The organism is Nocardia sp. NPDC046763 (genome assembly GCF_040645495.1).
Taxonomy (GTDB): Bacteria; Actinomycetota; Actinomycetes; order Mycobacteriales; family Mycobacteriaceae; genus Nocardia.
Map to the genome: position 1 here is coordinate 1 of NZ_JBEYYI010000006.1, position 12,750 is coordinate 12,750.

Here is a 12,750-nt window from a genome sequence, read left to right on the forward strand (position 1 = left end):
CACTGAGGACCCCTCCCTTCCGGGAACACCCTCAATCCGACACCCGACCAGCAAACACCCAGCCCGCGATTCGGGTGCCCACACTGGCAACAGAAACCCGCCAAACAAGCATATAGGCGCGGACAGCGGCCATACGAGATCTCCAACCGGTCGGTCTGCTCGAGTCCGCTCGGATGTTGTCGACAACGCGGACACGGCCGTGGAGAAAACGCCAGGATCGGCCACCCGACCAGCAACGGGAATATGAAATGGGGAGCCCGGCAACGCCCAGGAATGTCGTGACCCCGGATCACGGTACTGGTTCAATCCCAGTATCGCGCACCATATTTCATACAGATCGGGCCCGGCTCACGCCGGGCCTTTCCGCTGTCTCGGGCACTGCGCTCTCCGTCGTGGATGGGCACTGCGAGAAATCGGCGGGGGCGCTCGCGCGCGGTGATCGGCGAGATCTATCGTTATTCGTTGATGCGTCTTGGACGTCATCGGCGAGCACTGGCGAGGATGAGGATAGTTACCGGCCCGGCCCGGTCGGATCATCGGATCGTCGAAGGGAAGCGTGATGGCCACGGTTTCACCCGAGAGCGTCGGCGACAGCGACGAGCACGAACCCGCTTTTCACCCCTACCATCACCCCGCGGCCGGCTGGGGTGCAGCCAAGAGCGTGACCGGATTCCTGGCCCGCGAGGGCGAGCTGATCGTCGGACCGCGCGCGATCCTGAAGATGAACCACGAGAACAGCGGCTTCGACTGTCCCGGGTGCGCGTGGCCCGACGACCTGAAGGGCCTGCATCTCGACATCTGCGAGAACGGCATCAAGCACGTCACCTGGGAGATGACCCACAAGCGCGTCGGGCGCGAATTCTTTGCGGCCCATACCGTCACGGAGCTGTCGGCGTGGAGCGAGTTCGACCTGGAGAACCAGGGCCGGCTGACGGAACCGATGAGCTACGACCCTGATACCGACCGCTACGTTCCCATCTCCTGGCCGGACGCGTTCGAGATGGCCGGGCGCGCGCTGCGGGAGCTGGACGATCCGAATCGGGCGGCGTTCTACACCTCCGGCCGACTCGGCAACGAGGCCACGTTCCTGTATCAGCTGCTCGCGCGGGAGCTCGGCACCAATAACCTGCCGGACTGCTCGAACATGTGCCACGAAGCCAGCGGTCGCGCGTTGCAGGCCTCGCTCGGAACCGCCAAGGGCACAGTCGATCTGAAGGATTGGGAAGCTGCGGACGCGCTGTTCATCCTGGGGGTCAACGCGGCGTCGAACGCGCCGCGCATGCTGACGGCGCTGGTCGAGGCCCACAAGCGAGGCGCGCGGATCGTGCACATCAACCCGCTGGTCGAGGCCGCTGCGCGCAAGGCGATCATCCCGCACGAATTCCTCGCGATGGCCACCTTCCGGGCCACCCCGACCAGCAATCTGAACCTGCAGCCCCGCATCGGCGGCGATATGGCCCTGCTCCGGGGTATGGCCAAAGCTGTTCTGGAGCAATCGAAGTCGGATCCGAAGGCGCTGGACCACGAATTCATCGACCGCTACACCAGCGGGTTCGACGCCTATCGTGCGGTCTGCGAGGCCACCTCGTGGGCCGAGATCGAGCAGCTGTCCGGAGTCAGCGAAGCGCAAATTCGCGCGGCGGTGGACATCTACCGTGCGGCCGACCGCACCATCGTCAGCTGGTGTCTGGGAGTCACGCAGCACGAGCACGGCGTCGACACGGCGCGCGAGATCGTGAACCTGCTCCTGCTCCGCGGCAATCTGGGCCGCGAGGGCGCGGGTCCGTCACCGGTGCGCGGGCACAGCAATGTGCAGGGCAACCGCACCTGCGGCATCGACCATCGGCCTGCCGAGGCGTTCCTGGACCGGCTCGGCCAGGTGTGCGGCATCGAGCCACCGCGCGCACACGGCCTGGACACGGTCGCCACCATCGAGGCGATGACCGCCGGGCGGGTGACGGTGTTCGTCGGGATGGGCGGGAACTTCGCGCTCGCCGCGCCGGACACCGCCTACACCTTCGAAGCATTGCGCAACTGCGAGTTGACGATTCATGTCAGCACCAAACTCAATCGCAGCCATCTGGTGCACGGACGCCGTGCGCTCATCCTCCCCTGCCTGGGCCGCACCGAGAAGGACATGCAGCGCAACGGGATCCAGTCCACCTCGGTGGAGGACTCGATGAGCATGGTGCATCTGTCGACCGGCATGAAGAACCCCGCGTCCACGCATCTGCTCTCCGAACCGGCGATCATCGCCGGGATCGCGCGGGCCGCGCTGCCCGACAGCCGCACCCCCTGGCAGGACTACGTCGACGACTATGACCGCATCCGCGAGACCATGGCCGCCGTCCTGGACGGATTCGAGGACTTCAACCGGCGGGTGCGGTTGCCGCTCGGGTTCCGGATCCGCCAGCCCGCACGCGAACTCGTCTTCCGCACGCCGTCGGGGCGCGCGGAGTTCTCCGCGGCCCCGCTGCCGCAACCGGCCCAGAACGCGGATGTGCTGACGCTGGCGACCATGCGCTCACACGATCAGTGGAACACCACCATCTATTCGGACAACGATCGCTACCGGGGCATCAAGAATCTGCGCACCCTGATCTTCATGAACGCCGGCGATATGCGCGAGCGTGGGCTCCGGGAGTTCGACGAGGTCGACATCACCAGCATCGCCCGTGACGGCAGCACCCGGAAGTTGAGCCGCTACAAGGTCATTCCCTACGACATTCCGCGCGGTTGCGCGGCCGGGTACATGCCGGAGATGAATGTGCTGTGCGCGATCGGCGACTACAGCACCCAGAGTGACCAGCCGATCATGAAGAACGTCAGCGTACGGGTCGAGGCCTCGGGACGCTGACCGGGCATCGACGAATACAAGGCTTTCGATATTCGGCTCAGGGGCGAGGTTCGAGCCCCGGCGCGACGTCGTCCCGATCCTCCGCCGGGAGCTCGGGCTGCGACGCCCCGGAAATCGTCCCTGGCCGGGTGGCGATCGCCACGCCGATACCGATGCCCACCCCCAGGATGGTGTCCGTTCCGCGATCGAGAAGTAGCCGAACCGGGTCGGCGGGCGCGGCGAGATCGGTCATCACCATGATCAGCGGGGTGAAGAAGCCCAGTGCGAGAGCGTAATTGCGGGCCATGAACAGTTCGGTGGGAAACAGCAGCAGCAAGACCAGCACACCGAGCAGCGCCGCGGGCAGATGCGGCAACAGCAGGACCGCGGTGGCGGCCAGTCCGACGAAAGTCCCGAGTACGCGGTGCATTCCGCGCAGGACGTGGCCGCGCGCGTCCGCTGCCGCCAGGGGTACCGCGGCGGCGGCCATCGCCCAATTGGCATGGGCCACGCCCCACCCCACCCCGACCGCACCGGCGAGGGCGACCGCGAGGACATAGCGGCCGGCGTGGCGCGCCGACTCCCCGAGCTCGAACGCCCGGGCTTCGACGGTCGGCGCGACGGTGTCGGCGTGGAGCGTCCCGAGCAGGACGCAGAGCACCGCGGTGGCGGCGAACAGCGACAGTCCCGGCAATGGTGCGGCCGCGCACGCGGGAACCGACGCCAGCGCGCCGAGCGCGAACAATCCGAAGAAGGGCCCGCCGGGACGCAGTTCGGCGCGATCGGCGAACAGCGAACCGGCAGCGGCGAATCCGGTCTCGACGGCGACCAGGAGCACCGGACGGGCGTGGATCGCCGCCAGCAGGACACCGATCGTCGCGCCCGCACCGATCAGCGCGGCCGCGAGCAGCTGGTGCCGCAGCCGTGACCAGCGGGTGCGGCCACGCCCGTACATGCCGACGAAGGAGCCGAATACCGCGAATACCAGCAGATCCGTCCTGCCCGCCAGCACCAGTACGGTGCCCGGGATCGCCAGCCCGGACGCGACGCGCACCGCATGGTGGTGGTCGGCGCCGCGGGGGCCGACCACCAGCAGTTCGCGTGTCAGTCCGCGTATCAGGCGCACAGCCGGTCTCCGATCGTCGTACGGGCAGCTCCGCATCGCCTGCCGGTGACAATGGGAAGACGCCACCGGGCATAGGAATACGGCACGCCCACCGACGGGTGTGAGCCGGAGTTCGTGCGAGGTGGTGACGGACGAGCCGACCGACGCCCGGATCCGACAACGCCGGGGGGACACCGATCCGGGGTATTCGTCCGCGAACCCATTGTCGTCGATCATGAATGCCCAGTTCAAACGGCAATTCTTATCCCCCGATAAACAACGCCGATCAACGCCGGTCGACCCGGAGATCAGCCCACCTCAAAACCACCCCGCGCCCCGGAGATCAACGCGCTTCGGGACCACCCTTAGTGGGTCGGCGATCTGTGGGCTCGTGTACGACGGCATCGGGGCGCGCGGCGCGGGCGGTTTCGATCAGGGCTCGGGCCAGCGTAGAGACCGGTTCGGCCGACTGGATGACCAGCGCGATCATCGAGTCGGCGGCAGGGTCTCGCAGGGGCACGACCCGGGCTCCGGCGGGTGGCGGCGTGGTGCGCAGCCAGGTCGAGGGGATGACGGTCGCCCAGCGACCGGTGGAGACATGCGCGAAAAGGGTTGCGACCGAGTCGGTTTCGAGGCGCGGATGCGCGACCAGATTCCGGGCGGCGAGGGCGGTGTCGACCAGTTGACGGCCTCGCATTCCGGGATTCAGCAGGCACAGCGGCAATTCCACGATGTCGATCCAGTCGAGCGGGCTCGTCCGCTCGGCGACCAGATCGGCGCCGACGAGCAGCACCTGTTCTTCGCGGTACAGGGGCGTGACGGTCAGTCCGGAGGTGTCCTGCCCGTCGGGGTAGATGACACCCGCGTCGAGTTCGAACCGGCGCAACCGATCGACGATGTCCGAGGAGGCGAGACTGGTCTCGACGTGGATCCGCACCAGCGGATGCGCGGCGCAGAACGGGTCGGTGAGCAGCGCGATGGTCGCCGCGGAGGCGGGAATGACACCTAGCCGCAGCTCACCGGACAGACCGGTCCGTAGCGCGGTGACCTCCTGTTTGAGCGCGTCGTGGTCGGCCAGGATGCGGCGCGCCCACAGCACCAGCCGCTCTCCCTCGGGAGTCAACCCCTCGAAAGTGCGGCCGCGCTTCACGAGCGGCACCTTCAATTCGTTCTCCAGTTTGCGTATCGCCTCCGACAACGCCGGTTGCGAGACGTAGCAGGCGGCCGCCGCCCGCGCGAAATGACGCTCCCGCGCGAGCGCAACGAAATACTCGAGCTGGCGGAACAACATGACCCTATTCGATCACGCCGACCCTGTGGCGCCTGCGGCCGATTCGCTTCATGGGCCGCTGTCGTGCGGTATCGGTGATCGGTCGGCGGCCCGCATCCCTCGTTGGGCATCGACTCGGAATCACTGCAGCCGCCGAGCCGTCCACTCACTCGGGGGTCTTTGTCTGTTTCGGGGTCGATGCGACAAAAGTGGGCGCGGGTTGGTTACTCTGCCTTGTCACGCCGTTACGGGTTTCGCTCGACTCACGTTCGATCGAACCGGGGTTCGCTGGACCACTCGGCTGTTGCACTACATCGATGACTCGAGATCGTTCGCTTCGGTTCGTGGAAGAGGTGGTGTAATGAACGCCAGGGTCGGCGTGGGTATCCGAGGCGGGTTCGATGTGATGGAACCTGCGCGGGAGATAGCGGGGCGGCGGTTCCGGCTGGACGGGTACTACGAGGTCGGGCGCGAGAAGGTGCTGGAGTTCGCGGCAGCGGTTCAGGATGAACATGCGGCGCATTGGGATGACATGGCCGCGGCCGCGCTGGGGTATTCGGCATTGCCGGCTTCGCCGACATTCGTGGCGCTGCTGGGCGGGCCGGTGCTGCACGGGATGAGCGAGCTGCTGTTGGGTTACGACCTGCGGGCTTCGGTACACACGGATCAGGTGCTGGAGTTCCATCGGCCGGTTCTGGTCGGGGATCGATTGACCAGCAATGTCTTGCTGCACTCGTTTCGCCAGGCGTTCGGTGGGGACATGCTGGTGTTCGAGAATTGCGTCACCGATCAGCGGGGCGAGGCGGTGGTCACGGGGACGACCAGCATGATCGCGCGATCGGAGCGGTCCGAACACAGCGTGGAGGTGGCACAGCGGATCGGAGCGCTGGTGCACCGCGGGGTGGACACCTTCGTGCGGCACTCGCCCGAGCAGGTCGAGCTCGTCGACTGGATCCCCACGCCGGCCACGTACCGGAGCACCGACTCGCGGGCGGTCGGCTCGGTCCACGAATGCGACGAGTTACCCAGTCGCACAGTCTTTCTCACCATCGGCGATCTGGTCCGCTACGCGGGGGTGGCGGGCGACGCGAACCCGATCCATTGGCACCCCGACGCCGCCCGCATGGTGGGTCTGGAGCGTGGCGTGGTCGCGCACGGCATGCTCACCATGGCCTACGCCGGAGCCTTCGTCACGTCCTGGCTCGGTGATCCGGGCGCGCTGAAGCAGCTGAGCGTGCGCATGAGCAATCCGGTCTACGTGGGCAGCGACGAGCCGGCCGCGATCGAATTCACCGGCAAGGTCAAGTCGATCGATCCGGCGGCCGGCACCGCCGCTGTCGCGCTCACCGCAACGCACGAGGGCCGCAAGATATTCGGCCGCGCGACCGCAGTGGTCCAGCTGAGCTGATCCGGCCCGGCCGATGTCACTTCACCCAGAACGGGCGAGGCCGATATCACCTACTTGCTGCAGTCACAGGGCTCGAGGTAGGGCGTTCACGCTCCTCGAAAAGTGAACGCGGGCGGTCATGTCCGGTGGTCAGTGTGAACGCTGGGAGCGGACGAGGGCTCCTGGGCGGGCGCCGGTGTCCTCGCCGTCGCGGAGCACGACCTCGCCGGAAACGATCGTCGCGCGGTAGCCTTCGGCGCGCTGCAGCAATCGGCGAGCACCGCCGGGAAGGTCGTAGGCCATGGCGGGCGGCAGCAGGCGCAGCGCCTCGAAATCGATCACATTGAGGTCGGCTTTCTTACCGATGGCGATGACGCCGCGGTCGTCCAGGCCGTACATCTGGGCGGTGTCGTAGGTCATCTTCCGGACCGCCACGGGTAGCGGAATGCGTTCGCCCCGCGCACGATCGCGCGCCCAGTGGGTGAGCAGGTAGGTGGTGTTGGAGGCGTCGCAGATCGCACCGACATGCGCGCCGCCGTCGCCGAGACCCACCGCGGTGGCCTGATGCAGGAGCATCTCGCGGATCGGATCCTGCGTGAAGCGGGAGTAGTTGAGCAGCGGGCGGTAGAACAGTGCCCGGCCGTCGCGGGAGAGCAGCTGGTCATAGATGTAGCGGAACGGTTCGACACCGGCGCGGGCGGCGTCGCCGGCCAGGCTGGCTTCCGGGTCCGGTTCGTAGTCGGGCGGGTCACCGAGGGTGAACGTGCGGTCGAGGCCCATGCTGATGAAGGCCATCGGATTGTCGGGGAGATCGGCCTCGGTCAGGATCGTCTCGCGCAGTGCCGGATCGCGGAGTTCGGCCACGAGGGCGTCGAGGTTCTGTCCCGCGCGTTCGACCGCGGCCCGGTAGGAGGGCCGGAACGAGAACGGGTTGAAGGTCTGTAGGCCGATCAGCAGGCCTAGTGGACGCGCGGAAACCTGTGGGCGCACCGGGATTCCGGAGTCGAAGGCGGCGGCAGCCGCGTCCAGCAGGCGTTTCCAGTCGTCGGGCGCACCATCGTGCTGGAGGAGACCGAAACTCACTGTGCGGCCGGTCTGTTCGGCAAGGCGCAGCATCCAGGCCAGTTCGCGATCCGGTGCGGCGAGGTCTTCGCCCATGATGCCGGCGGGGGCGAGTTCGAAGACGCCCGCGCCCGCGTCGGCCAGCGCCTGGCCGATGCCGAACAGTTCCTCCTCGGCCGCGAAGGTGCCGGGCACGGGTTCGCCGTCGATGGCGCGGTGCACGATCGTGCGTGAGGTCGAAAAGCCCAGTGCTCCGGCCTCGATGCCTTCGCGCACCAGTTTGGCCATCATGGCGATGTCCTCGGGCGAAGCTGGATCGTTCTTCGCGCCCCGCTCCCCCATCACGTACGCGCGCACCGCGCCGTGCGGCACCTGGGTGCCGACGTCGATGGCCAGCGGCAGCCGGTCCAGCGCGTCGAGGAATTGTGGGAAAGACTGCCAGTCCCACCGGATTCCGGTCGACAGCGCCGCGCCCGGAATGTCCTCGACGCCCTCCATCAGCCCGATCAGCCACTCCCGCTTCTCTGGCGTGACCGGGGCGAACCCGACCCCGCAGTTCCCCATCACCACGGTCGTCACGCCGTGCCAGCAGCTGGGCGTGAGCTGCGGGTCCCAGGTGATCTGCCCGTCGTAATGCGTGTGGATGTCCACGAAGCCCGGGGTGACCAGCAGCCCCGTCGCATCGATCCGGTTCTGCGCCAGCGTGTTCGCGAGCGCCCCGGGCGCGGCGATCAGCGCGATCCGTCCGTTCTCCACCGCGATGTCGGCCGGATACGGTTCCGCTCCGGTCCCGTCGACGATCGTGCCGTTGCCGATGATGAGTGAGTAGCCCACGAGAGGTCCTAGCAATCCAGATTCACTAACACAACACAGACTAACTAGACATTGCGTCAGCGAAGTGGGAATCGGGAGAATCGGTTCTGATCAGCGCGTTCACGCGCGGGAAATTATGGTGTAGCCCATGAGGATTCGGCGGTGGCGGCGGGTTTATCTGGCCGCCGAGTACGCGGCGTTGTTCTTCGGCGGGACGACCCTGTACAACGCGGTACTGCGGGGGAAGCCGCCGATTCCGGCGCTGCTGGTGCTGGGGACCGGGGTGACGGTATACCTGCGGCGGTCGAAGGGATTCGATCGAGGGTCGCTGTGGCGGGCGGAGGCGTTCCCCGAGCAGGCGCGGTCCATGGCGGTGACCGCCGGGGCCAACGCGGTGGCGCTGACCGCCGTCACCGCGGCGCTGCGGCGGGAGGATCTGTTCGATCTGCCGCGGCGGAATCCGCTGATCTGGCTGGCGGTGATGGTGCTGTATCCCGCTCTGAGCGTGTATCCGCAGGAGTTGATCTTCCGGTCGTTCCTGTTCCACCGCTACCAGCCGGTGTTCGGTGACGGGCGGGCGATGGTGGCGGCCAGTGCCGCGGCATTCGGCTACGTGCACATCGTATTCGGAAGCTGGTTCTCCGTGGCGGCGAGCAGCGTCGGCGGGTGGTTGTTCGCCGCGCGGTACATGCGGACACAGTCGCTGTTCACCGCCTCGGTCGAGCACGCGCTGTACGGGATGCTGGTGTTCTCCGTCGGGCTGGGACGGTACTTCTATCACGGCGCCGCCCCGGCCGCCCGAATTCAGTTGGGAGCCAACAGAACCGCTTGACGCGACGGTTCCGGGCCGGACACCACGGCGATAATGAGCACGAAGGCCGGCAGTGCCGTTGTGGTGCGGGCGATGTGCAACAGCCCGCGACGATGTGGCCACCTTCATCAACCGCCGCTCCGACCCCCTGCTGCGCGCCAGGTCCCGGCTCAGCCGCGGAACGCGGCGGCTTCATGGCCGACGCGCAAGCCTGGGCCGAGGAAATCGACCGCTGACGGCTACCCTCTGGCGACCGCCTCACATTCCGCTGGTGGCAGAAGACCCCTGGCGACCGACCGGCATGGGCCGGTCGGGCAGACTGACCGGATGGGAAACCTACCTGTGGCAGCGGTGGTCTGTGCGTTCATCGGTGCGATCCTGTTTGCGGTGTCGGCGGTGGCACAGCAGCGGGCCGCGGCGGATGTGCCCGAAGGGGATGCGCTGCTGGCCAAGTTGATTCGGAATCCGCGGTGGCTGGCGGGTTTGATCGGGGACGCGGGCGGTTTCGCCTTCCAGGTGGCCGCGCTGGCGCTGGGCTCGGTGCTGGTGGTCCAGCCGATTCTGGTGACAGCGCTGGTGTTCGCGTTGCCGCTGGCCGCGCACTACAGCGGACGCCGGGTGACGGCGGAGATGTGGATACAGGCGGCGGCACTGTCGATCGCGCTGGCCTGCTTCCTGGTGGTCGGGGACCCGACCCAGGGGGTGACCGACGCGCCCTGGCATCGATGGATGCTGCCGCTGGGGTTGACGCTGGGTGCGATCGTCGCTGGCATCGCGGTGGCAACCACGGTGAAGGTGCCGACCCTGCAGGCCTTGCTGCTGGGCACGGCCGCAGGCTTGATGTTCGGCATCTCCGCCGCTCTCACCGAGCATGTCACCCGACTGTTCCGGGTCGGCATCGGCACCGCACTGACCAGCTGGGAGCTCTACGTCCTGGCCGCGTGCGGCATGCTCGGCCTGTACGTGCAACAGCGCGGCTATCAGGTAGGCCCACTGTCGGCTTCCCTGCCGGCCTTCACCGTGGCCGAACCGCTGGGCGCGGCCTTCCTCGGCATGACGGTCCTCGACGAGCGGCTGCGCTCCGGCCCCGTCGGCACCGCCTTCGTCGCCGCCTCGGTCGTCGTCATGTGCGTTGCGGCGGTGCGCCTTTCCCGCGCCCAGGCCGCCCCCGCCTCCGAACCCCAGCCCGTCACCGGCTGACCATCGCCGCCACGCCCGAAATCCCCCGTTTTCCTGGCGATTTGCATTAACCACCCACCCATAGGCTAATGTTCTGTCCCGCAAGCCGATCGGCCCACAAGGCCGGGCGAGCACGCGGATGTAGCGCAGCTGGTAGCGCATCACCTTGCCAAGGTGAGGGTCGCGGGTTCGAATCCCGTCATCCGCTCCACGGGGGATTTTTCGGCGCGATTAGCTCAGCGGGAGAGCGCTTCCCTGACACGGAAGAGGTCACTGGTTCAATCCCAGTATCGCGCACCAACGTTCGACCAGATCGGCCCGGTTTCCGCCGGGCCTTTCTGCTGTCATGAGCTCAACGTGAACTGAGGTCTGTGAACTCAATCTGAACTGGGTCCCCTCCCCCAGGTTCGCCTTCGGCGCTGACCTCTGCGCCGCAGCTGCCACAGTAGATCGGCGCAACCTCGAACGCAGTCCGCGAGACCCGAATCTTGCGCCCGCACCGGCATTCTGCCGAGGGGCCGTTGTTGTTGGACTTGCGTCCGCCGCACCGATCCGGCTCGCGCCGCCGGTAGGCCACGAGAGCGAAGGCCAACTCTTCTAACTGATCTCGGTACTGCGCACGGGTTTGGTCGGGCACTGTGGTGGTCGACCAGCCGATCTTCGGTGCGACCGGTGCACTCCCTCACAATCCGGCGTAGAGCAGCAATTTCACACCAATTCCTCAGCTGTAGTGCACGTTTAGAACAGTTGGGTTGGCCGTTCATACCCGCATGGCAGCGCACTCTCCTGCCGCATACCGCGCTGACCGAACCGGCCAGCGCGGGGCAACCAAAGATCAACGGGCAGAGTGCCGTACGGTCGCCGGCTGTGTGCGCTCATGCCGAGTTTGGCGCGTTGAGTACCTAATGTTGCATAGGCTGGGGAGCGGCGACACGAACAGGAAGGCACGGGGGAACGACGACATGCACTTTGAGGAATTCCGGACGGCCGGAGAGCTCACCGTGGACATTGCCGAGGACCTAGCAGCCGTAGCGAGCCGGTACAGCTCCTATCTCACAATCAGCTGCCATGGACGTACGGTCCACGCTCTCGTGTTGCCGGTGTGCTGGGATGTTCTACAGATACGAGCCGGTGACCTCGTCGTGGTTACTGCCGAACGCGGCCATCGCCCGCCCGGTGACGAAGATCGCCACGCCCTGAAGGACTTCGTCGACAGCTTCCACCAATTCACTACACCTGCACGAACACTCGCCCTTCAATAGGGCCTGCCAGACACCACGTCCCGATCCGGGCATGCGAAGCATCGAGCTCGAATTCCCACTCCAACGTTCCTAGCCGAGCGACGAGGTCCCGCATCTGAACGTCCGCATCTGCCGCTGAGTGCGCTGTCCGAACCGGTCATCGGCGCGGCGCCGGCGAAACGGCTGAGCCCCACTCGGATATCGGATGGGGGCTCAGCAGAGTCTCTACCAGCAGCGATGCACACGGCGTTCTATTTCTTCGCAGAGGCTGATCCGCTTCGGAACTCGACGCAGTGGCGTAAATGACGCCGGGCGGCTCCAGCAAAGTAAAGCCGTCAAAGAATCGGGTGAAGGCGGTGCGGTCGCGCAGGTAGACAGTGTCGGACCTGGTTTGGCGACTTCGAGCAGCAGGTCAGGGAAGCCGCAGCGCTCGCCGAGTCCAATGATCCGGACGGGCACGGCCGCTGGCCACCGAATATCGGATCCCGTTGTAAACCAGGTCCCACAACTCCGGGTTGACGTGAAGGAGGTAGTACGGCAGACGCACCGATCGGCCCGCCGAATCGACAAGCCGCAGATAACATGCAGCCATTCATATCGGTCTCATTCATGGCGGACGGGCCGGCGTTGACATGGAACCGGGGGCGCGGAATCGCGTCGCGCAGCAAACCGTCCCGTTGTACAACCGCGGCGGAATCGGCGCCGACCAGCCGTGCTGTGTCGGCACCCAGGGCGTGAGATGTTGCCCAGGGGTGAAAATGATCGCCACCTATGGTGGCTATTCGGGACGAGCGCCGACGCCGAAGATTCTTGTCAAGGCTGCTACCAACGAAGCGGGCAGACCTCACCCATCGCGCGCAGCGCCGATACACGAACCAGCTTTCCAGGAGTTCACGAATGCCGTCCACCTTTGTCGCGGATGTTCGCGACCGAGCCGAGGCCTACCGCGCTACACCTTTTTCCGCGAGGTGGGCCGCGAACTGGTCGCGGAGGCGGTGAACATCGTGCACTCGACTCCGACGCACGGGCAGTGGGGGTCCGGCCAC

Annotated in this window: 7 protein-coding genes and 2 tRNA genes; 6 read left to right on the forward strand and 3 right to left on the reverse strand. The window is 66.6% G+C overall.

Annotated features, from left to right (window positions below; translation table 11 throughout):
- The first annotated feature begins 559 nt into the window (after window positions 1–559).
- On the forward strand, window positions 560–2,857 hold the full coding sequence (locus ABZ909_RS11535) for an FdhF/YdeP family oxidoreductase (RefSeq protein ID WP_356997937.1): 2,298 nt from the start codon (window positions 560–562) through the stop codon (window positions 2,855–2,857).
- A gap of 37 nt (window positions 2,858–2,894) precedes the next feature.
- On the opposite strand, the gene ABZ909_RS11540 is transcribed toward ABZ909_RS11535, so the two are convergent.
- Window positions 2,895–3,962 (reverse strand): FUSC family protein, encoded by a 1,068-nt coding sequence (locus ABZ909_RS11540; protein ID WP_356997939.1) that lies wholly within the window; start codon window positions 3,960–3,962, stop codon window positions 2,895–2,897.
- A gap of 322 nt (window positions 3,963–4,284) precedes the next feature.
- Window positions 4,285–5,232 (reverse strand): LysR family transcriptional regulator, encoded by a 948-nt coding sequence (locus ABZ909_RS11545; protein WP_356997941.1) that lies wholly within the window; start codon window positions 5,230–5,232, stop codon window positions 4,285–4,287.
- Between the two features lie 340 nt (window positions 5,233–5,572).
- Between ABZ909_RS11545 and ABZ909_RS11550 the strand changes: the two genes are divergently transcribed.
- Window positions 5,573–6,619 (forward strand): fused (3R)-hydroxyacyl-ACP dehydratase subunits HadA/HadB, encoded by a 1,047-nt coding sequence (locus ABZ909_RS11550; RefSeq protein WP_356997942.1) that lies wholly within the window; start codon window positions 5,573–5,575, stop codon window positions 6,617–6,619.
- Between the two features lie 129 nt (window positions 6,620–6,748).
- Here ABZ909_RS11550 and ABZ909_RS11555 read toward each other — a convergent pair whose 3' ends face one another.
- On the reverse strand, window positions 6,749–8,494 hold the full coding sequence (locus tag ABZ909_RS11555) for an amidohydrolase family protein (protein ID WP_356997943.1): 1,746 nt from the start codon (window positions 8,492–8,494) through the stop codon (window positions 6,749–6,751).
- A 127-nt stretch (window positions 8,495–8,621) separates the two neighbouring features.
- On the opposite strand from ABZ909_RS11555, the gene ABZ909_RS11560 reads away from it, so the two are divergent.
- The 4 genes from ABZ909_RS11560 to ABZ909_RS11575 all read left to right on the forward strand — a co-directional run bounded on the left by ABZ909_RS11560 (window position 8,622) and on the right by ABZ909_RS11575 (window position 10,763).
- Window positions 8,622–9,305: a CPBP family intramembrane glutamic endopeptidase gene (locus ABZ909_RS11560; protein ID WP_356997945.1), complete on the forward strand. Its 684-nt coding sequence runs from the start codon at window positions 8,622–8,624 to the stop codon at window positions 9,303–9,305.
- Window positions 9,306–9,611: 306 nt separating this feature from the next.
- Entirely contained in the window at window positions 9,612–10,484 is an 873-nt protein-coding gene (locus ABZ909_RS11565; protein ID WP_356997946.1) for a DMT family transporter, read from the forward strand.
- Window positions 10,485–10,598: 114 nt separating this feature from the next.
- A tRNA-Gly gene (locus ABZ909_RS11570) sits at window positions 10,599–10,674 on the forward strand.
- A 14-nt stretch (window positions 10,675–10,688) separates the two neighbouring features.
- Window positions 10,689–10,763: transfer RNA gene (locus tag ABZ909_RS11575), tRNA-Val, on the forward strand.
- Window positions 10,764–12,750: the final 1,987 nt, after the last annotated feature.